Genomic DNA, 21,574 nt, shown 5'->3' with positions numbered 1-21,574 from the left:
CTATTTTAAGTTCCGGTTTTGACTATTTGCCCGCTGCAGAAGGACTTATAGCCAAAATTGGAGTTTAAAATAGTGATTTTTAGACAGCGCATGTCTGACAGCGCTTCTATATTTGCCTCAAATTAAAGTTAACAAAAGTCTTTATTTAAATTTAATTCTATGAGACAGAAATTGTTGAATGTATGTTTGGTATGCCTGTTCTTCCTGATGTCGAGTGCCTCTGTGACGGCACAGAATATAAAGGTGACAGGTAAAGTGATTGACAGCACCAACGAAGGTGTACCCGGTGTCAATGTACAGGTAAAGGGAACAGCCATGGGTGTGATTACCGATATTGACGGTAATTATAAAGTAGATGTTCCCGGTTCCAAATCCGTGTTGGTTTTTTCCTTTATCGGCTATATATCGCAGGAAATCACCGTAGGAAACAAGAAGGTAATCAATGTAACTTTACAAGAAGATACCCGGTTGTTGGACGAGGTTGTCGTGGTGGGCTACGGCAATGTTCGTAAAGGCGACCTTACGGGGGCTTTGAGCAGTGTGAGGCCTGATGCCAATGACGCTGCCAAGTCATCTTCCGTCGATAATTTGTTGAGTGGCAAGGTTGCCGGTCTGGTGGTCAGTTCCGCTTCCTCTACTCCGGGCGCCGCTTCGTCGGTCACGATTCGTGGCGCAAGTTCACTTCGTGGCGACAACCAACCACTTTATGTAATTGATAACATCCCTCAAGCCTCTACCGGAGAGTTCGCTTCTTCGGGCATTTCGGGTGACTTCCAGATTAATCAGGATCCGCTTGCTTCTCTCAACCCTGCGGATATTGAAGACATCACCGTACTGAAGGACGCTTCTTCCACCGCCATCTACGGTTCACGCGGAGCCAATGGTGTAATCCTTATTACTACCAAGAAAGGAAAAGAAGGTAAGGCAAAGGTGAACGTCTCTGCCAACTTCACCATTGCCAATGCTGCCAACCTGCTGAAGATGATAAATCTGAACGAGTATGCCGGATATATCAACTCCAGAATAACTTCGCAGGACGTTCCCTTCCATCAGGTAGGCGACGAAATGAGATACGTGTTCAATGACGCGTTGAGCAAATACGATCCCAATGATCCCGAAACGTATCGTGTGGTGTCCGAACGCAACTGGCAGAAGGAAATCTATACTTCCGCTTTCTCGCAGAATTATTCTGTGTCCCTGAATGGCGGTACGGGAAAGACTACCTACTATATTTCCGCAGCTTTTAAGGATATCAACGGTACGGTGAAAAAGACCGGATTGAAGCAAGGTGACTTGCGCGCCAACCTGAATACGGCATTATCTAAAACCGTGGATCTGAAGCTGATGCTGGCAGGTTCGCTGCGGCAGAACGATATGATGGCCGGAGGCAATACTTTGGGTGGTGCAACGGGCGCCGTTTCACGTACCGCATTGGATTATGCTCCTTTTGAACTGCCGGCGGATGATCCCAGCCTTTCTAATGAAACCAGGACTACAGTCTTCAGTTGGCTGAACGACTATGTGGACTTGACCGACGACAAGACTTTTCTTGGAAGCTTGGATCTGTCCTGGAAGATAAGCAAGTTCCTTACTTACAATCTGCGTGCAGGCGGTAACGTAAACATCAACAACCGCAAGCGTTGGTATGGTCTGGAATTGTACCAAGGTATGAATAACAACGGATATCTGGCAACCACAGACTTGAACAAGAATAATTTTTCTGTGGAGAATATCCTGAACTACAATACAAAACTCGGCGCCATAGGCGCATTGGACGCTACCGCCGGTGTTACTTACGAAGACTACAATTTCTTGAGCAAGAATGTGATTGGCACAAAATTCACAACTTACGAATTCCGTGAAAATGGCATGCACATGGCAGGAACCAAAGATTATCAGCAACCTGTACAGAAAGACTATCAGTTGCTTTCTTACTTAGGTCGTGTCAATGTCAGCCTGTTGGATAAGTATCTGGTCACAGCTTCGCTGCGTGCCGACGGTTCCAGCAAATTCGTCAAATCCAACCGTTGGGGCTATTTTCCCTCCGCATCTTTGGCATGGCGTATGGAGCAGGAAGAATTCATGAAAGATGTTTCGTTTGTGGATCAGTTGAAGATGAGACTGAGCTATGGTGTCACCGGTAACCAAAGCATTGATCCGTATTCCACATTCTCCATGTACGGGCAGAATGCTTCGGGAAATGTCGTTTATGCCGAATCCAACGGCAATATCCTTTCCACAATGATTGTGACCAACTTGTCCAACAACGGCTTAAAGTGGGAAAAGACAGCTTCATGGAATGTCGGCATCGACTTCGGCATTCTGAAATCACGCCTGACCGGTACATTGGATGTATATCAGAAGAAGACCACCGATTTGCTCATTTCAAGGACATTGCCGGGATCGGCCGGATTCTCTTCCACTTATTACAATCAGGGCTCTTTGACTAACAAAGGCTTTGAACTCTCTTTGAACGCACGTATCATTGACGTGAAAGACTGGAAATGGAATCTGTCGGGAACCTTCGGCATGAACAAGGGTGAAATCGGCGACTTGGGATTGCTGCCCACCTCATTCGGCTCCTTGGGCGAGCGTGTAGGTTATCTGGGTAATTCCTTGGGCGACCATTTTGGCGTAGGAAACATCTTCCTGGCCGGTGAAGCTCCGGGGCTCTTCTACGGATATGTGACGGATGGCATTGTACACACTGCCGATGTGAGCGCCGACGGTGTGCAATACACAAAGAAAGACGGTTCGGTAGCTCATTATAAGACTGTAAACGGCACTGCTCCCAAGGCCGGCGATGTGAAGTTTGTGGATCGAAACGAAGATGGAGTGATCGATACGAACGACCTCGATATCATCGGTAATCCCAATCCCGACTTCACCTATGGTTTCCAGACCAATCTTTCCTGGAAGAATCTTACGCTGTCTGCCGCTTTCATCGGCGTGCAGGGACGTGACATCCTGAATACCGGTAACCGTTACATCAATACCCCGGGACAGCGTTCCAACAACATCACTCAGAAAGCTTACCAAGGCATGTGGACTGTCGAAAACGAATCTAACCTTTATCCCGGTTCCACCTATCAGGTACAGAATATGGTAATGGATCGTTATGTGGAAAACGGCAGTTACCTGCGCTGTGAGGATATCACGCTGAATTATACGCTTCCCAAACAACTGATCCGCAAAGTGGGTATGCAGAATGCTTCCGTCTTCGCTTCCGTGAAGAATGCTTTCGTCATCACCGATTACTCAGGATATAATCCGGAAGTGAACTCATTTGCCTTTGACGGGCTGCGTCCCGGCATAGACATGAACTCATATCCCACTCCCCGTTCCTTCATCTTTGGTTTGAACATTACTTTCTAACTTTAATACCGATTACAATATGAAAAATTTGAAATACTATATTTGCTCCTTGGTGCTGGTTGGCGGGCTGACATCATGCGATACATTGCTGAATGAAAAGCCGTTGTATTCACAGAACTCATCCGTTGTATTCTCTTCTGCAAGCAATGCGGAACTGGCGTTGCTGGGATGTTATGGATACATGGCCGCACCGAACGGATACGGACAGATGTGGCAGGAGGTGATGCTTTCTGCTTCAGGATTCGGTTTTGCCAATCACAATGGCAGCGATCAGGACGTGAATGTGAATCTGAACACTCCGGTCAGCAACTCGCTTGTGTCTTACGCGTGGCAGGGCATGTATAAAGTGATTGCCGAAGTCAATGCTTTCCTTGAGAGCCTGGATAAAAGCGGGCTCAGTGCCGATGTGAAGAAACAATATGGCGGTGAGGCCAAGTTTCTGCGCGCCGTGGCTTATTACAATCTGGCGACTGTGTTTGGCGATGTTCCCTTGAAGACTATCGCATCTTCATCAGAAGGTATTGCCATTGCCCGTTCGCCGAAAGAAGATGTTTTCAGGCAGGTGGTGGCCGATTTGACAGACGCTTCCGCCATTTCTGATACGAAAGTTGACGGACGTGCCAATGCTTGGGCAGCCAAAGCCTATCTCGGCAAGGTTTATCACAAGATGGCCCGTCTCGGAATAGACACCTCCGCCAATCTGGAGAAGGCAAAGGCCGTGTTCGATGATGTATATGCGAATAGCGGTTATGCGTTGGAGCCCAAGTTTGGCAGTCTCTTTGCGGACAATGTACGTGGCTCCAAGGAGTCTGTTTTTCAGTTGAACTATACTACGGAGTCCACTGTGATCTACAATCGTGCCTGCAATCGTTTCGCGCCTTCTCTTTCCACCACCGGCATTTCATGGAGCACTTATCGGGCTTCCAAGGCTATCTACGACTTGATGGAGGGCACATATCCCGATGATCCCCGTATCGCTGAGACTTTCCAGACCAGATGGCGTACACGCGGCGGAAACAATCAGGCGAATCCGAAAACCATGGTAGGCGACGAACTTTGTGCAAACGACTCTACTTATCTGTATCCGTATGTCACCTATACCGTGAAAGGTGATTCCATCACGAAGAACGGCAAGGTGGTGGCAGCGAGACAGCACCTCATCAAATTGCCTTATGGAGAGTTGAGCAATCCCAGGAATCCGAGTGTCAGTGAGCTTGCTAACTATGAGAAAACTCATGGAGAAAGCCCGGACAATCAGATAATTTCACGCATTGTGACAGAGAAATTCGCCAAAGAAGGCAATCAGAACAGTTGGCCCGCTTTCCAGAAGTTATACGACCAGAATCAGGTGGGCACACGCAGCCACAAGAATCTGATTGTCTATCGCTATGCCGAAATGCTGCTGTTGATGGCAGACGTTTACAACGAATTGGGCAATACTGCGAAAGCCGTATCATTGGCCAATGAAGTGCTGGCACGTGCCCGCAACTCCGGCAAGGGAACTGCTTCCGAGCCCAAGGACTGGCCGGCATCGTTGGGCAAGGACGAGGTTACGGAGAAACTTTATTTCGAACGCATCTTCGAGTTCATCGGTGAGCCGAACATGTACGAGATGGTTCGTATCTGTGGAACGGAATATTTGAAGAAAGCGTTGGAATATCACAACAACCATGAGATCACGAAGGCTTCACAGGCACGCTATGCATCGACCAACAATGCTTGGCTGGACCAGTTGTTCAACGGCGGAAACCTGACGGATGACTTTTTGAAGAAGAATCTCCTGCTGCCTATTCCGCAGAGTGAGATTGACGCTAATTCCGGAATAACCAATAGTGACAATAATTATGGCTATTGATGGGCTTGGTTATAGATACTTTTTATAGATTTGAAGAAATTTTGGATGCAGGGCTGTTTTAAACCCTGCATCTATTATTCATTTTTTATTAATTGCTTTAATTATGAATGCTTTACAATCAGGCCTACTCTATTCCCTGACAGGCGTCGCCACCGTGGCGTCCCTGCCGTCTTGCACTTCCCAGAAAAAGGGAGAGGCACAGAAACAGTACAACATCGTGTATATCATGACGGACGACCATACTGCTCAGATGATGAGCTGCTATGACCGCCGTTATATGGAAACTCCCAATTTGGACAGGATAGCTGCCGACGGGGTGCGCTTCACCAACAGTTTTGTGGCCAACTCCCTGAGCGGCCCCAGCCGTGCCTGCATGATTACGGGTAAACACAGTTGCGCCAATAAGTTCTACGATAACTCCACTTGTGTGTTCGACGCTTCGCAGCAGACCTTCCCCAAGCTGCTTCAACAGGCGGGATATGAAACGGCCGTTATAGGCAAATGGCATCTGGAGAGCCTGCCCACAGGATTCAACTATTGGGAGATAGTGCCCGGACAAGGCAGCTACTATAATCCGGACTTCATCACCCAAGACAATGACACGATACGTAAGCACGGTTATATCACCACCCTTATCACCGATGACGCCATAGACTGGATGGAGAGCAAGCGGGACAAAGAGAAGCCTTTCTGCCTGCTGATACACCACAAGGCTATCCACCGCGACTGGATGGCCGACACCTGCAACCTGTCACTCTACGAGGACAAGACATTTCCCCTGCCCGACAATTTCTTTGACGACTACGAAGGCCGTCCGGCTGCCGCTGCACAAGAGATGGGCATTGTGAAGGACATGGATCTGATTTATGACCTCAAGATGTTGCGCCCCGACAAAAAGAGCCGTCTGAAAACCATGTACGAGAATATACTCGGACGCATGGACGAGGCGCAGCGTGCCGCATGGGATAAGTTCTACGCTCCCATCATAGAGGACTTCTACAAGCAGAACCTTCAGGGCAAGGAGCTTGCCAACTGGAAGTTTCAGCGCTACATGCGCGACTACATGAAGACGGTGAAGTCACTGGACGACAACGTGGGCCGTGTACTCGACTATCTGAAGAAGGCCGGGCTTGACGACAACACATTGGTGGTATATACCTCCGACCAGGGATTCTACATGGGCGAACACGGATGGTTCGACAAGCGCTTCATGTATGAGGAATCCATGCGCACCCCTCTCATCATGCGTTTGCCCAAGGGCTTTGAACGGAAAGGAGACATCACCGAGATGGTGCAGAATATAGACTATGCGCCCACGTTCCTCGAACTGGCCGGTGTGAAGGTTCCCGACGATATACAGGGAGTGTCTCTGCTGCCGTTGCTCAAAGGCGGGAAACCTGCCGGATGGCGGAAGGCCCTGTACTACCACTTCTACGAATATCCTGCCGAGCACATGGTGAAGCGCCATTACGGCATACGCACCGAACGTTACAAACTGATTCATTTCTACAACGACATCGATGTATGGGAACTCTATGACCTCCGGAACGACCCTGCCGAGATGCACAACATTTACGGACAGCCGGGAACGGAGAAGACCGTGGAAGAACTGAAAGGGCAGTTGGCTGCGCTTCAGGAGCAATATAATGATCCGGTACGCTTCTCTCCTGAGAGGGATCGGGAATAACCAATCAGAAAACAAGACCTTATGAAATATCTCTACTCGCTGGCCTGCTGCTTGCTGCTGATGCTGGGCAATGTCCGGGCCGATAACTTGACACAACCTTTTTCCATCGTTCCCTGCCCGGCAAGCATAGTGCCGGGTACGGGATATTTCCGCTTTACCGCCAACACCGTTTTCACTGCCGCAGATGAAAGGCAGGCCGTGGAGCTCAGGCAGTTTGCATCCCTTTTTACCCGTGCGGCAGGCTTCACTCCCCGTGTGAAGGTGGGCGGCAAGGGCGGTGAGGTGCGGCTGCTTACCGATGCTGCTTTGCCCCCCGAAGCTTATCGCCTGTCCGTTACGGCAAAAGGGATACGTGTGCATGCTTCGGGTGCACAGGGCTTCTTCTACGCCTTGCAGAGCATCCGGCAACTGCTGCCGCCCGCGATAGAGGGCGGCGTGGCACAGCCCGACACCGAATGGCTGATACCCGCCATGACCATCACGGACAGTCCGCGCTTCGGCTATCGGGGGCTGATGATGGATGTGGCACGTTTCTTCACCCCCAAGGAGAATCTGCTGCGCATCATTGACTGCATGGCGATGATGAAGCTGAACAAGCTGCACCTGCATTTGGTGGACGACAACGGATGGAGGATTGAAATCAAGCGCTACCCGTTGCTTACAAAGATTGGCTCACGCCGTGTGGATCACCGTGACAAGCCCTTTCCCGAACGCCGCAACCCCCGTCAGGGACAGCCCACCGTGGAAGAGGGCTTCTATACGCAGGATGACATCCGTGAGATCGTGACGTATGCCACGGCACGCCACATAGAAGTGATTCCCGAAATAGAGATGCCCGCCCACAGCAATGCTGCGCTGGCGGCTTATCCCTTGCTGGCCTGCCCGGTGGTGGACAAGTTCATCGGTGTGCTTCCCGGCTTGGGCGGAAACCATGCCGATATCATCTTTTGTGCGGGCAATGACAGTGTTTTCAGCTTCTTGCAGGGAGTGATAGACGAGGTGGCTGAACTTTTCCCTTCCCGTTACATCCATCTGGGCGGCGATGAAGCCTGGAAGACTCACTGGAAGGAATGCCCCTTGTGCCAAGCCCGCATGAAGGCCGAAGGCCTGAAAGACGAAGAAGCCTTGCAAGGCTACTTCATGGCACGCATGGCCCGCTATGTGCAGAGCAAGGGGCGTGAGGTGATGGGCTGGGACGAGCTGACCAATACCGACATCCCCGAAGATGCCATCATCTTCGGCTGGCAGGGCTACGGACAGGCGGCGGTGAAGGCAGCGCGGCAGGGACATCGCTTTGTGATGACGCCCGCACGCGTACTTTACTTCATCCGCTATCAGGGGCCGCAATGGTTTGAGCCACTGACTTACTTCGGCAATAACACGCTGAAAGACGTGTATGACTACGAGCCGGTGCAGAAGGAGTGGACGTCCGACATCAGCCGGCTGCTGATGGGTGTGCAGGCTTCGCTCTGGACGGAATTCTGCAACAATCCCTATGATGTGGACTATCTGCTTTTCCCCCGTCTTTCAGCACTGGCGGAGGTGGCATGGACAAGGCCCGAACGCAAAGACTGGCCCTCGTACCTCAAGGCGATGGATCGTCTCAACGCACACGTCGAGGCAAAGGGAATAACCTGCGCGCGCTCCATGTACAATATACAGCAGACGGTGACACCCGCGGACGGACGCTTGCAGGTATCGCTGGATTGCATCCGTCCCGATGTGGAGATACGCTATACCACCGACGGAAGCATGCCCGCGGCGCAATCGGCCCTTTACACAAAAGAATTGTTCTTTGACGCCGCCTGCACGTTGCGGGCCGCCACCTTTGCCGGCGGCAGGCAGATGGGATGTACGCTGGAGTTGCCTGTCGGCCGCAACAAGGCCACGGGCAAACCGATACGCGGAGCAGGAGCCAACGGGCTTTACACTTTGGTGAACGGTGTGCGCGGAAGCCTGAAATATACCGATTCCGAATGGTGCTCGTGGGCGAAGAACGATACCGTTTCTTTCACCATCGACCTTGAGAAGCCCGAAGCGGTGAGCCGTCTGACGTTGGGCACGATTACCAACTACGGCATGGCGGCACACAAACCTGCGAAGATAGAGGCATGGCTCTCGGCCGACGACAAGGACTACCGAAAGGCTGCGGAACGGACTTTTGACGGAGCAGACATCTTTCGCGAGGGCACTTTCAAGGAGGACGTGACTTTGGACATAGACCACACGGCACGCTATGTCCGTATCGTGGCGTGCGGTGCGGGCCATTGCCCCGCCACCCATGTACGTCCGGGACAAGAGGCGCGCATCTACTTTGACGAAGTGATGGTGGAGTGACGCTCGATTAATATTGAATAAGCTCTTAAATACAATTATCATGAGAAGAACCTTTTTACATTTGATGATGACATGCTTCATCCCTGCCGCCGTCATGGCACAGACTGTGCAGACCGTGCAACCCGAATGGCAGAGCCAGTATGCCGTGGGACAGAACAAACTGGCGCCGCATACCTACGTATGGCCCTATGGAGAAGCCTCTGCCGTGCGCGACGGCAACTATGAACAATCGCCCTGCTACATGAGCCTGAACGGTACGTGGAAGTTCCATTGGGTGAAGAATCCGGATCTCCGGCCGAAAGATTTCTATAAACCGTCGTTCTACACCGGAGGATGGGCAGACATCCAAGTGCCCGGAAACTGGGAACGGCAGGGTTACGGTACGCCCATCTACGTGAACGAAACCTACGAATTTGACGACCCCCTGTTCAACTTCAAGAAGAATCCGCCCCTCGTGCCCTACAAGGAAAACGAGGTAGGCTCCTACCGCCGTACTTTCACCCTGCCTGCCGCCTGGAACGGCCGCCGCGTGGTGATCTGCTGCGAAGGGGTGACTTCGTTCTACTACATCTGGGTGAACGGCCATCGGTTGGGCTATAACCAGGGATCAAAGACACCCGCCGAATGGGATATCACAGACTACGTGAATCCCGGCGTTGAGAATACCGTGGCTCTCGAAGTATATCGCTGGAGTGCCGGCTCTTACCTGGAATGTCAGGACATGTGGCGGCTGAGTGGCATCGAGCGCGACGTATATCTTTACAGCACTCCCCGCCGGTTCATCTCCGACTATAAAGTGACCGCCTCGCTCGACAAGAAAGAATACCGCGAAGGCATCTTCGGCCTCGAAGCTACCGTGGAGGGCAGTGCCGACGGTGTTTCCTCTCTGGCCTACCGTCTGCTGGACGCCGACGGAAAGACCGTACTGGAGAGGGAACAGCGCATCAAGAGCCGTGGCCTGAGCAACTTCCTTGCCTTCGACACCGAATCCTTGCCGGATGTGAAACGCTGGAGTGCCGAGCATCCCAACCTCTATACATTGGTTCTTTCGCTGAAAGACAATGCCGGGAGGGTGACACACCTGACGGGTTGCAACGTGGGATTCCGCACTTCCGAAATCAGGGACGGCAGGTTCTGCATCAACGGTGTGCCCGTATTGGTGAAGGGAGCCAACCGCCACGAGCACTCACAACTGGGGCGTACCGTCAGCCGTGAACTGATGGAGCAGGACATCCGCCTGATGAAACAGAACAACCTGAATACAGTGCGCAATTCGCACTATCCCACACATCCCTACTGGTATCAGTTGTGCGACCGCTACGGACTGTACATGATAGACGAGGCGAACGTGGAATCTCACGGAATGGGCTACGGACCCGCGTCATTGGCCAAGGACAGCACCTGGCTGCCTGCCCACATGGACCGCACGCTGCGGATGTACGAACGATCCAAAAACCATCCTGCCATCGTCATCTGGTCATTGGGCAACGAGGCCGGAAACGGCATCAACTTTGAACGGACATACGACCGGATGAAGTCTGTTGACCCCACGCGCCCCGTGCAGTATGAACGCGCCGAGCAGAACTACAATACGGACATCTACTGCCGCATGTACCGCAGCGTGGAAGAACTGAAGGCATACGCCCGGCAGACGGAGCCGAAAGTTTACCGTCCCTTCATCATGACCGAATACCTGCACGCCATGGGCAACAGCGGCGGAGGACTGAAGGAATACATGGATGTGTTTGAGAATGAACCCATGGTGCAGGGAGGCTGTATCTGGGACTGGGTGGATCAGTCGTTCCGTGAGGTTGACGCCGACGGACGCTGGTACTGGACCTACGGCGGTGATTACGGGCCGAAGAACGTGCCAAGCTTCGGCAACTTCTGCTGCAACGGGCTGGTGAGCGCCGCGCGTGAGCCGCATCCGCACCTGCTTGAAGTGAAGAAGGACTTCCAGTACATCAAGACCTCTTTGGAGGACAGCGGAAACCTGACTTTAAGCATAAAGAACTGGTATGACTTTACCGACCTCGATGCCTATACATTGCACTGGCAGGTGGTGGGCGACAATGGGAAGACACTGGCCGGAGGAACACGCAGGGTAAGTGCCGCCCCGCACACCACGGTCAGAGTGTCGCTTGGCGCAGTGCGTCTGCCTGCCGATGTCCGTGAGGCTTACCTTAACCTGAGCTGGACTCCGGTCGATGCGTCCCCTTTCATCGCGACGGATCACGAAGTGGCGTATGACCAGTTTGTCCTTGCAGGCAACCGTGGCCATAAGGTTCCGCAACCTGTGCTTTCGGGTGAAGTGAAGATAGACGTTGACCCTGCAACGGGCAGTCTTCGCTCTTATACATACAAGGGCAATGAGTATCTTCTGTCGCCCGTGGCATTGAGCCTCTATCGCCCTGTGACGGATAATGACAACCGTGAAAGGCAAGGCGGTGCAAGGGCATGGAAGAAGGCGGGACTCGACAAGCTGAAGCAGCGTGCGCTTTCCGTAAGGAGCACTGCCCGTGGCAGCCGTGCCGAAGTGGAGCTGCTGAACGAGAAGAATGACAGGATAGGCTCGGCCTCGTTTGTCTATACGCTGAAGAAGGACGGCACGCTGGAGGTGCAGACGCGTTTCGCGCCCGACACCGCCGTTGTGACTTCATTGGCGCGTGTGGGAATCGCTTTCGAGATGCCCGACACTTATGGCAAGGTAAGCTATCTGGGGCGTGGTGACCATGAGACATACATTGACCGCAACTGTTCCGGACGCATCGGCATCCACCATACGGATGTGGAACGGATGTTCCATTACTATGTCCGCCCTCAGGCCACGGGCAACCGTACGGATGTGCGCTGGATGCAGCTTGCCGACGAGGAAGGCTACGGACTGGACTTCCGTAGCAGCACACCGTTCCAGTTCAGTGTCATTCCCTTCACCGACAAATGTCTGGATGCAGCCACGCATATCAATCAGTTGAAGCGTGAAGGCAGGCTGACGGTTCACTTGGATGCGGAGCAGACGGGCGTGGGTACGGCTACCTGCGGGCCGGGCGTATTGCCACAGTACCGCATACCGGTCAGGGAGTTTACATTCCGCTTCTCTATCCGTCCGTTGAAATAATAATTGCCTTTTGAAATAATGATTGTATCTTTGCCACTGAAATAAAAGATTACTCATTTACTAAAAAAAACACCATGAAACATTTTCTTCTGACCTTCAGCCTCCTGCTTGCAGTCCACACGGGACTGCAGGCGCAGGAGCGCTCTTTTGAAAAGCATGTGACTTTTCCCGCAGGCGCCACCGCCGTCCGGAAGCTTGACATGGCTTCCCGGCTGGTTCCCACCCCGCAACAGTTGGAATGGCAGCAGATGGAACTGACGGCCTTCCTGCATTTCGGCGTGAATACCTTTACCGGGCGCGAGTGGGGAGACGGAACCGAAGATCCCTCTGTCTTCAATCCTACGGCGCTGGACTGCGAACAGTGGGTGCGTGCCCTCAGGGATGCCGGATTCAAGATGGCGCTTATCACTGCCAAGCATCACGATGGCTTCTGCCTCTGGCCTACTAAGACCACCCGGCATTCTGTAGCCTCGTCACCCTGGAAAGACGGAAAGGGAGATGTGGTGCGCATGCTGCGCGACGCCTGCAAGAAGTATGGCATGAAGTTCGGTGTCTATCTCTCTCCGTGGGATCGCAACGCGTCTTGCTACGGTGACTCTCCCGCTTACAACAGCTTTTTCATAGAGCAGCTCACGGAGCTGCTTACCAATTACGGCGAAGTGCATGAAGTGTGGTTTGACGGCGCCAACGGTGAAGGTCCCAACGGCAAGAAGCAAGTTTACGACTGGGATGCCATCCTGAAGACAATTCACCGCCTGCAACCCAAAGCCGTTACGGCTATCATGGGCGATGACGTGCGCTGGGTAGGAAACGAGAGGGGTATCGGGCGTGAAACCGAATGGAGCGCCACGGTGCTTACCCCCGGCAGCTATGCCCGTTCAGACAGGCAGAACAAAGAACTGGGCATCAGCGGAACAGGCAGGGACTTGGGAAGCCGCGACCTCGTGGCACGTGCCGGCGAGATGTTCTGGTATCCTTCCGAGGTGGATGTATCCATTCGTCCGGGATGGTTCTATCATGCCGACCAGGACAGCCAGGTAAAGTCGTTGCCCCATCTGGCGGACATCTATTTCAAGTCCGTGGGATACAACTCCGTGCTTCTGCTGAATATCCCCCCCGACACGCGCGGCCTTATCCACGAGAATGACGTGAAGCGGATAAAGGAACTTTCTGATTACTTGAAATCTACCTTCGCCCGCAATTATGTTCGGAAAGGGAATGCCGCATGGCAGGGTGCTTCGGGTGCGGCCCGCCTGTACGATGTACGGAAGGCAGCCCTTGTGAATACTTTCATGATACAGGAAGACATCTCGAAGGGACAGCGGGTGGAAAGTTTCCTTGTAGAAGCCTTCAACGACGGTGCATGGCATCATTTGGCCGAAGGGACAACGGTAGGCTATAAACGTCTTGTCCGTTTCTCCGATTCACGTCCGGAACGCATCCGCGTCACCGTCCGTTCGGCCCGTGGAGTGGCAAACATCTCTGCGGTGGGCCTTTTCTACGCCGAGCCTCTTGAGGACAGTGGCACGCAAGTGCGCACGAGTGACATTGCTACGGACGGATGGCGTGTGGTGGGTGAAAGCGCAGAAGCCCGCATGGCCATCGACGGAAACCGGAAGACGGTGTGGAGCGCTTCTGCCCTTGAGCCGCTGGTGGTGGATATGGGGCAGGAGCAGCAGGTCGGCGGATTCTGCTACACTCCTGCGGAAGCTGAAGACCTGACGGGAACTATTTATAAGTATGCTTTCTATGTCAGCCTTGACGGTAAGTCTTGGAGCAGGTGCGACGCAAACGGGGAGTTCAGTAATATCATGCACAATCCCGTTCCTTATTTCGTGCGTTTCGGCAAGACATATCCTGCCCGTTATTTCAAGCTGGAACCGCTTGCCGAGATCAGCGGCAAGTCTTGCGTCTCTGTTGCCGAAGTGGGTATTCTTGTAGAAAAGGACAGCTTCTGACGTGGCACGGATGCACACGCTGAACGCCGGTATTTAGCGGCTGTGCTGCATCTATATGCGCAGCGTGCTGCATCTATATATGCAACGCGTTGCATATATAGATGCAGGTAACCGGTTGCTAAAGGCAGAAAATCCGGAGTGCGCGGCTTCTCCGCCGTCACACGAAATCCTTTAAATCCTGTTGCAGCTTCTGGCGGGTGAAGAAGATGCGGCTCTTGACCGTTCCCAAGGGCAGTCCCAACTTTTCTGCAATTTCACGGTACTTGAAACCCGACACGTGCATGGAGAACGGCACTTTGTACTCGCGCGGCAAGGCATTGACGATGCGGCGCATCTCTTTCAGGTCGTAAGCGCTTTCGGTATTTTCGTAAGCGGCGTCGCGCGGCAGGTTCAGGTGGTAGAGGTTGTCCGTCTGGTCTATGAAGATCTGGTCGCGCACCACCTTGCGGTAGTTGTTGATGAAGATGTTGCGCATGATGGTGTATATCCATCCTTTGAAGTTGGTTTCGGGTATATATTTGTCTTCGTTGTCCAGGGCTTTCAGGGATGTTTCTTGCAGCAGGTCGTTTGCTTCTTCGTGGTCTGAGGTCAGTTTGTATGCAAAGCGCAACAGGTCGTCTTGCACTCCGACAAGATCCTTTGTAAATGTCATACTGTTCATAAATGTGCGATGTTTTAACGTTACTTGTTTGTTTAGTTTCATGTATCTGCAAGTTTACGCAAGTTCTTTCTTCCCGGCAGGCCGATTTTTACCATTATTTAGGGTGAAAATTGCCAAATGATAGATATTAGGTGCTGTTTGATAGATTTCGGGTGCAGTTTTCTTGCCTTTTCTTGCAATTAATTAAAAAGATGCGCTAATTTTGCGCATTCATTTTATCGAAAGAAGAATGGCGGACGACTCTTTATTTTTGATTGATATAGACAAGATACTTCGGGAAAAAGCCCCGAAGCAGTTTAAGTACATCCCTAAGTTTGTCGTTTCTTATCTGAAGCGGATTGTGCATCAGGAAGAGCTGAATGTCTTTTTGAAGGAGTCGAAAGACAAGACCGGAGTGGAGTTCCTGAAGGCGTGCCTTGATTTTCTGGATGCCGCAATCGTGGTGAAGGGGGAAGAGAACCTGCCTTCCCGGGGGCTGTGCACTTTCGTGTCCAACCATCCGTTGGGCGGTCAGGACGGTGTGGCTCTGGGATACGTGCTGGGCAGCTTCTACAAGGGCAAGGTGAAGTATATGGTCAATGACCTGCTGATGAACCTGCGCGGGCTGGCTCCGCTGTGCATCCCCATCAACAAGACGGGCAGGCAGGCCAAGGACTTTCCTAAGATGGTGGAGGCCGGCTTTGCCTCGGACGACCAGTTGATCATGTTTCCTGCCGGATTATGCTCCCGCAGGCAGAACGGCGTTATCCGCGACCTGGATTGGAAGAAGACATTCGTTGTGAAGAGCGTGGAGTCCCGCCGCGACGTGGTTCCCGTCCACTTTGAAGGGCGGAATTCCGATTTTTTCTACAATCTTGCCAATCTTTGCAAACTGCTGGGCATCAAGTTCAACATCGCCATGCTTTATCTGGCGGACGAGATGCTGAAGAACCGTCATAAAACATTTACCATCACTATCGGGAAGCCCATCCCGTGGCAGACCTTCGATAAGTCGAAGACGCCTGCCCAATGGGCGCAGTATGTGAAAGATATCGTATATAAATTATAAATTCAGAAATTAAAAAGTAAATAAAGATACTCAATTCAAGAAGTATGGAAGATATTATTGCACCGATAAGCAAGGAACTGCTGAAAGCGGAGTTGACCGAGGAGAAGCGTTTGCGGATGACCAACAGAAGTCACAACCAGATATACATCATCACCGCCCAGGACTCTCCCAATACGATGAAGGAAATCGGACGTCTGCGCGAGATAGCGTTTCGTGCGGCGGGAGGAGGAACGGGCAAGCCGCTGGACATTGACGAGTATGACATTATGGACAATCCCTACAAGCAACTGATAGTATGGAATCCGGAGGCCGAAGACATACTGGGCGGTTACCGCTACATATTGGGCACGGATGTCCGTCTGGACGGTCAGGGTGCTCCGGTACTTGCCACCGCGCACATGTTCAATTTCTCGGACAAGTTCTTGAAAGAGTATCTTCCCACCACCATCGAACTGGGCCGGTCGTTTGTGACGCTGGAATATCAGTCCACGCGTAGCGACAGCAAGGGCCTTTTCGCGCTCGATAACCTGTGGGACGGGCTGGGAGCGCTGACAGTGGTGATGCCCAACGTGAAATACTTCTTTGGAAAGGTGACCATGTACCCCAGTTACCATCGCCAGGGACGTGACATGATACTCTATTTCCTGAAGAAGCACTTCGCCGACAAGGACAATCTTATCACTCCGATGAAGCCCCTGCTTCTGGAGTCTGATGAGAAGGAACTTGCGGCCTTGTTCTGCAAGAGCACCTTTAAGGAAGACTATAAGATATTGAATTCCGAAATCCGCAGGCTGGGCTATAACATCCCCCCGCTGGTCAACGCTTACATGAGCCTCAGCCCCACGATGCGCATGTTCGGCACAGCCATCAACTATGGCTTCGGCGATGTGGAGGAAACCGGTATCCTGATTGCGGTGGATGAGATATTGGCCGAGAAGCGGATTCGCCACATCCAGTCGTTCATCGAGAGCGAGCCGGAGGCGTGCAAACTCACCTCAGGAGCCAATGAGGTAATCTTCAAAAGCAAGTGACCCGTCTGCAACGGCAAAATCACACGGCCGGCAAGCTGTTGCCGTTTATCTTCCGGTACAAGTCGAGCGCAAAGACATCCGTCATTCCGGATATATAGTCCAATACCGCCTGTATTCTTTCGTAGAGTGCAGGCGCTTTTACATTGTATTGGCCCGAAACCCGGTTGATGAGCAATTGTGAATAAGCCTTCTGGGGCGAGCGCACGGCATCTATCATCAGTTCGAGCAGCGTGCTGATGATACGGAAACCGGCAAGTTCGATGTCGAGGACATCGCGCGAACGGTAAATCTTCTCGAAAGACACTTCGGAACAGTGCCCGTAGGCAGCGGCCGGCAAGGCGGAGATGTGCCCGATGAGGCTCCCTTCGAGTTCTCCGGCCAGGATTTTTTCTTCATTGGCTACGAAGGCTTTCACGCATTCCCTGATCAGCAGGCCTATCACGCTGGAGCGCAGGTAGGCTATCTGTTCGTTGGTGTCGCTCACTATTTCCATTGTCTTCAGCCGGCGTGTCCTGCTCTCGTCGGTGAAGTAGGAGAGGAGAAGCTCCTTGGTTTCCTGTGTCGTGAGGATTTTCAGTTTGTGCGCGTCTTCTATGTCCATCATCTGGTAGCATATGTCGTCGGCGGCCTCTACCAGATAGACCAGAGGATGGCGGGCGTACTTCAGGGGAGAGTCGTTCAGCTTCTTCATGCCCAGTTCTTCCGCAATCCGGCTGAAGCTTTCTTCTTCGGTGGTGAAGAAGCCGAACTTGGACTTCCGTCCTGCCAGACTCGACGAGAAGGGATACTTCACGATGCTGGCGAGGGTGGAATAGGTAAGGACAAAGCCTCCTTTCCGCCGGCCTTCAAACCGGTGGGTCAGCAGGCGGAAAGCGTTGGCATTCCCTTCAAAGTGGATAAGGTCTTCCCATTGGGCAGGGGTAAGCTGTTCGCCGCCCGGTTGTCTGTCTTTGAGCGACATCCCTTTGCCTTCGGAGAAGAAGGTGGAGATGGCGCGCTCTCCCGAATGCCCGAAAGGGGGATTCCCAAGGTCGTGGGCCAGGCAGGCGGCAGAAACGATGGAGCCTATTTCCGGGACAAAGGAATCCCGGAGTTCCGGACTGCGGGCAAGAAGCGCTCTGGATACATCGTTTCCTAACGAACGCCCCACACACGATACTTCCAGACTGTGCGTCAGGCGATTGTGCACAAATATGCTGCCCGGAAGCGGAAAAACCTGCGTTTTGTTTTGCAATCGCCGGAAAGGGGCGGAGAATACAAGCCGGTCATAATCCCGTTGGAATTCGGAACGGTTCTCGATGCGTTCTTCATGAAACTCTTCGAGTCCGAAGCGTTTGGCGGATATAAGCGTATTCCAGTTCATCATTTTTATATTCACGTTTTTTAGGATGTACGGTTGGAGCTACCTGTCTTTTGCCGTCCGTAAGTGCAGCAGAAAGGCATCAACTTCCTGTCTTTCTCATTATTTAACTGCAAATGTATGACTATTTGATTCAAAATCTGTATTTTCGCCCGTTAAATAGTAAGACAAAGTAATATCAACTGTAAATCGCACATCGTAAAGTCGTGAATAATATGAACGTACAAATCATCAATAAGTCAAAACACCAGCTCCCTTCGTATGCCACCGAGCAGTCTGCGGGTATGGACATCCGCGCCAACCTCACGGAGCCGGTTTCCCTGGCGCCCTTGGCACGCTGTCTGGTTCCTACGGGGCTTTATATCGCATTGCCGGAAGGCTTTGAGGCGCAGATACGTCCGCGTAGCGGCCTGGCCCTCAAGAAAGGGATCACCGTGCTGAATTCTCCGGGAACGATCGATGCCGACTATCGCGGTGAAATCTGCATTATACTGGTCAATCTTTCTTCGGAGACTTTCGTGATTGAGGACGGGGAGCGAATTGCCCAGATGGTGATAGCACGCCATGAGCAGGTTTCGTGGACCGCCGCGGAAGTGCTGGACGAAACTGGGCGAGGCTCCGGCGGATTCGGGCATACAGGTAAGGAATGAATTGCTATCGTCTCGTTTCAACGGATTAAGAATTTATAGATAAATTGATGGAAATCAGGAAAAAAATATTCATCGTACTATTGGTCGGTTCCTTTTGCCTGTCTTCTTGTGGGGCATTGATTGGTGGAGCAATAGGCGGTGTGGTTGGTGGTGTAACCCCTATTGTTACAGCCAATGCCACGGTCAAGAAGGAAAAGAAGAAAGAAGTCAGCAAGAAACCGGAGCCTCTCTTGCCGCAACTCACCGAAGAGCAGCAGCGCAAATACGACTACTTCTATCTGGAAGCCATCCGGCTGAAAGTACAGAAGAACTATGGTGCGGCTTTCGACATGTTGCAGCATTGCCTTTCCATCAATCCCAATGCTTCATCGGCTTTGTATGAGGTGGCGCAGTATTATATGTTCCTCAAGAAACTGCCGCAAGGGCAGGCGGCCTTGGAGAAGGCTGTGAAAAACGATCCCGATAACTATTGGTACAGTCAGGGATTGGCCGGTTTCTACATGCAGCAGGATGAGGTGGAAAAGGCTGCCACGCTGCTGGAAGGAATGGCAACTCGCTTCTCTGCCAAGCTGGACCCTTTGTACAGCCTGCTCGACATCTATAACCGTCAGGAGAAGTACGACAAGGTGATTGCCACCCTCAACAGGCTTGAGGCCAGAACCGGCAAGAGCGAGCAGTTGAGCATGGAGAAATTCCGTATCTATCTGCAAAAGAAAGACAGCAAGAGCGCTTTCCGCGAAATAGAAGCTCTTGTGGAGGAGTATCCCATGGACATGCGCTACCGGGTTGTGTTGGGAGACGTCTATATGCAGAACGGAAAGAAAAAAGAGGCCTATGACATCTATCGGCAGGTGTTGGAGGAAGAGCCTGAAAATGCGCAGGCCATGTACTCTCTGGCCTCTTACTATGAGGAAACCGGACAAAAGGAACTGTATGAACGCCAGTTGGATACGTTGATGCTGAACAAGAAAGTGCCCTCGGATACCAAACTGAACGTGATGCGCCAGTTCATCATGCAGAATGAGCAGGAAGGCAAGGACAGTACGCGTGTCATCACCTTGTTCGGCCGCATCATGGAGCAAGATCCCGATGACGCCCAGTTGCCGATGCTCTATGTGCAGTACCTCTTGGCTAAGAATATGAATAAGGAGGCCCTGCCCGTCTTGAGGCAAGTGCTGGACATCGACCCGGCGAATACGGCTGCCCGCATGATGCTGATTGGCGACGCCGCGCAGAAGGAAGACGCTCCGGAGATTATCCGCCTTTGCGAAGCCGGCATCGAAACCAGTCCCGATAAACTGGAATTCTATTATTATCTGGCTATGGGCTATGCCCAGACAGAACGTACGGATGACGTCATAGCCGTTTGCCGAAAAGCCTTGGGACATGTGAATGCGGACAGCAAGAAGGAAGTCGTTTCCGACTTTTATGCCTTTATAGGCGATTCCTACCACACCAAGAAGCAGAACAAGGAGGCGTATGCCGCCTATGATTCCGCCTTGGTATATAATCCTTCGAATATCGGCGCACTGAACAATTATGCCTACTACCTCTCCGTGGAACGCCGCGACCTGGACAGAGCCGAAGAGATGAGCTATAAGACGGTGAAGGCCGAGCCGGGCAACTCCACCTATCTCGACACCTATGCATGGATTCTGTTTGAGAAGGAGAATTATGCCGAAGCGCGTCTGTACATTGACGATGCGATGAAAAGTGACGGGGCAAAGAGTGATGTGATCGTGGAGCACTGCGGTGACATTTATTACATGACCGGTGATGTGGACGGTGCTCTGAAGTATTGGAAGCAGGCTTTGGAAATGGGCAGCAAGTCGAATACACTGAAACAGAAAATAGCGAAAAAGAAATATATAGCCGATGAAACCAAGAACAACGATAAATAGGAAGGCGGCGGGGATAGTCCGCCTTTGCTCCTTCCTGCTCTTTACGGCCCTGTGCTTTGCGGGATGTAAGACGGCCCGGCAGGGAAGTGCATCCTCCGTGGCATCTTCCTACCTTTCTTCAAAGGTGCAGCTCACCGTTCCGCACAAGGACGCCGTTCTCACCGTGAACGGAACCATGAAGCTGAAAAGCGGTGAACGCATGCAGCTTTCTTTCCTGATGCCGATTATTCGCACCGAAGTGGCGCGGATGGAGGTTACGCCCGATGATGTCCTGTTGGTGGACCGCATGGGCAAGCGCTACGTACAGGTCACGCGCAAGGAACTGAAAGATATATTGCCCAAGAAGGCTGACTTCGCACATCTGGAGAAGCTGCTCTATGCCGCTTCGCGCCCTAACGGCAAGAAGGTGCTGACCGGAAAGGAACTGGGCATCCCTTCCATGGAAAAGGGGCAGATAGAACTTTATGATTTCTCGGACAGGGAGGTCTCGATATCACCTACCCGGCTTTCCGCTAAATACAGGAAGGTGGAACCGGAAGAACTGCTGGAGATGCTGATGAGCCTGACGAGCAGCCGGTAGCCTTGATTCTCAA

Annotated in this window: 13 protein-coding genes; 11 read left to right on the top strand and 2 right to left on the bottom strand. The window is 52.2% G+C overall.

What is annotated here, in order from left to right:
• The first annotated feature begins 159 nt into the window (after window positions 1-159).
• The 6 genes from BACHE_RS02415 to BACHE_RS02390 all read left to right on the top strand — a co-directional run bounded on the left by BACHE_RS02415 (window position 160) and on the right by BACHE_RS02390 (window position 14,330).
• Window positions 160-3,375: a SusC/RagA family TonB-linked outer membrane protein gene (locus BACHE_RS02415; RefSeq protein WP_013546114.1), complete on the top strand. Its 3,216-nt coding sequence runs from the start codon at window positions 160-162 to the stop codon at window positions 3,373-3,375.
• 19 nt (window positions 3,376-3,394) lie between these two features.
• Window positions 3,395-5,230, top strand: coding sequence for a RagB/SusD family nutrient uptake outer membrane protein (locus tag BACHE_RS02410; protein ID WP_013546113.1), 1,836 nt, complete (start codon window positions 3,395-3,397; stop codon window positions 5,228-5,230).
• Window positions 5,231-5,333: 103 nt separating this feature from the next.
• On the top strand, window positions 5,334-6,917 hold the full coding sequence (locus BACHE_RS02405) for a sulfatase family protein (RefSeq protein WP_013546112.1): 1,584 nt from the start codon (window positions 5,334-5,336) through the stop codon (window positions 6,915-6,917).
• 21 nt (window positions 6,918-6,938) lie between these two features.
• Window positions 6,939-9,254, top strand: a complete 2,316-nt coding sequence (locus BACHE_RS02400) for a glycoside hydrolase family 20 protein (RefSeq protein ID WP_013546111.1) — start codon at window positions 6,939-6,941, stop codon at window positions 9,252-9,254.
• Window positions 9,255-9,294: 40 nt separating this feature from the next.
• The gene (locus tag BACHE_RS02395) at window positions 9,295-12,372 is read left to right on the top strand and encodes a glycoside hydrolase family 2 TIM barrel-domain containing protein (RefSeq protein ID WP_013546110.1); all 3,078 of its coding nucleotides are present in this window, start codon (window positions 9,295-9,297) and stop codon (window positions 12,370-12,372) included.
• A 74-nt stretch (window positions 12,373-12,446) separates the two neighbouring features.
• A complete protein-coding gene (locus BACHE_RS02390) occupies window positions 12,447-14,330 on the top strand; it encodes an alpha-L-fucosidase (RefSeq protein ID WP_013546109.1) in 1,884 nt (627 codons plus the stop codon).
• A gap of 157 nt (window positions 14,331-14,487) precedes the next feature.
• Here BACHE_RS02390 and BACHE_RS02385 read toward each other — a convergent pair whose 3' ends face one another.
• The gene (locus BACHE_RS02385; RefSeq protein WP_013546108.1) at window positions 14,488-14,991 is read right to left on the bottom strand and encodes an RNA polymerase sigma factor; all 504 of its coding nucleotides are present in this window, start codon (window positions 14,989-14,991) and stop codon (window positions 14,488-14,490) included.
• 229 nt (window positions 14,992-15,220) lie between these two features.
• Here BACHE_RS02385 and glsA point away from each other — a divergent pair, with 229 nt between their 5' ends.
• Window positions 15,221-16,039 (top strand): lyso-glycine lipid O-acyltransferase GlsA, encoded by an 819-nt coding sequence (gene glsA, locus BACHE_RS02380; protein ID WP_013546107.1) that lies wholly within the window; start codon window positions 15,221-15,223, stop codon window positions 16,037-16,039.
• A 44-nt stretch (window positions 16,040-16,083) separates the two neighbouring features.
• Window positions 16,084-17,070, top strand: a complete 987-nt coding sequence (glsB, locus tag BACHE_RS02375) for a glycine N(alpha)-acyltransferase GlsB (RefSeq protein WP_013546106.1) — start codon at window positions 16,084-16,086, stop codon at window positions 17,068-17,070.
• Window positions 17,071-17,089: 19 nt separating this feature from the next.
• On the opposite strand, the gene dgt is transcribed toward glsB, so the two are convergent.
• On the bottom strand, window positions 17,090-18,436 hold the full coding sequence (gene dgt / locus BACHE_RS02370; RefSeq protein ID WP_013546105.1) for a dGTP triphosphohydrolase: 1,347 nt from the start codon (window positions 18,434-18,436) through the stop codon (window positions 17,090-17,092).
• A 209-nt stretch (window positions 18,437-18,645) separates the two neighbouring features.
• Here dgt and dut point away from each other — a divergent pair, with 209 nt between their 5' ends.
• The 3 genes from dut to lolB1 are packed head-to-tail and all read left to right on the top strand — an operon-like array spanning window position 18,646 to window position 21,561.
• Window positions 18,646-19,080: a dUTP diphosphatase gene (gene dut, locus BACHE_RS02365; RefSeq protein ID WP_013546104.1), complete on the top strand. Its 435-nt coding sequence runs from the start codon at window positions 18,646-18,648 to the stop codon at window positions 19,078-19,080.
• A 47-nt stretch (window positions 19,081-19,127) separates the two neighbouring features.
• Window positions 19,128-20,981: a tetratricopeptide repeat protein gene (locus tag BACHE_RS02360; protein ID WP_013546103.1), complete on the top strand. Its 1,854-nt coding sequence runs from the start codon at window positions 19,128-19,130 to the stop codon at window positions 20,979-20,981.
• Window positions 20,956-21,561, top strand: a complete 606-nt coding sequence (gene lolB1 / locus BACHE_RS02355; RefSeq protein ID WP_013546102.1) for a lipoprotein insertase outer membrane protein LolB1 — start codon at window positions 20,956-20,958, stop codon at window positions 21,559-21,561. Before BACHE_RS02360 ends, lolB1 begins: the two co-directional genes overlap by 26 nt.
• The last annotated feature ends 13 nt before the right edge of the window (window positions 21,562-21,574 follow it).

It is taken from the genome of Bacteroides helcogenes P 36-108 (genome assembly GCF_000186225.1).
Classification (GTDB): Bacteria; Bacteroidota; Bacteroidia; order Bacteroidales; family Bacteroidaceae; genus Bacteroides; species Bacteroides helcogenes.
The sequence above is the reverse complement of the archived record's forward strand: the minus strand, read 5'-3'. Positions and strand labels throughout refer to the sequence as shown.

Coding starts and splice junctions, on each gene's coding strand:
- BACHE_RS02410 (WP_013546113.1), top strand. CDS start 3,395: ATGAAAAATTTGAAATACTATATTTGCTCCTTGGTGCTGGTTGGCGGG.
- BACHE_RS02415 (WP_013546114.1), top strand. CDS start 160: ATGAGACAGAAATTGTTGAATGTATGTTTGGTATGCCTGTTCTTCCTG.
- BACHE_RS02385 (WP_013546108.1), bottom strand. CDS start 14,991: ATGAACAGTATGACATTTACAAAGGATCTTGTCGGAGTGCAAGACGAC.
- dgt (WP_013546105.1), bottom strand. CDS start 18,436: ATGATGAACTGGAATACGCTTATATCCGCCAAACGCTTCGGACTCGAA.
- BACHE_RS02400 (WP_013546111.1), top strand. CDS start 6,939: ATGAAATATCTCTACTCGCTGGCCTGCTGCTTGCTGCTGATGCTGGGC.
- BACHE_RS02390 (WP_013546109.1), top strand. CDS start 12,447: ATGAAACATTTTCTTCTGACCTTCAGCCTCCTGCTTGCAGTCCACACG.
- BACHE_RS02405 (WP_013546112.1), top strand. CDS start 5,334: ATGAATGCTTTACAATCAGGCCTACTCTATTCCCTGACAGGCGTCGCC.
- BACHE_RS02360 (WP_013546103.1), top strand. CDS start 19,128: ATGGAAATCAGGAAAAAAATATTCATCGTACTATTGGTCGGTTCCTTT.
- glsB (WP_013546106.1), top strand. CDS start 16,084: ATGGAAGATATTATTGCACCGATAAGCAAGGAACTGCTGAAAGCGGAG.
- BACHE_RS02395 (WP_013546110.1), top strand. CDS start 9,295: ATGAGAAGAACCTTTTTACATTTGATGATGACATGCTTCATCCCTGCC.
- lolB1 (WP_013546102.1), top strand. CDS start 20,956: ATGAAACCAAGAACAACGATAAATAGGAAGGCGGCGGGGATAGTCCGC.
- glsA (WP_013546107.1), top strand. CDS start 15,221: ATGGCGGACGACTCTTTATTTTTGATTGATATAGACAAGATACTTCGG.
- dut (WP_013546104.1), top strand. CDS start 18,646: ATGAACGTACAAATCATCAATAAGTCAAAACACCAGCTCCCTTCGTAT.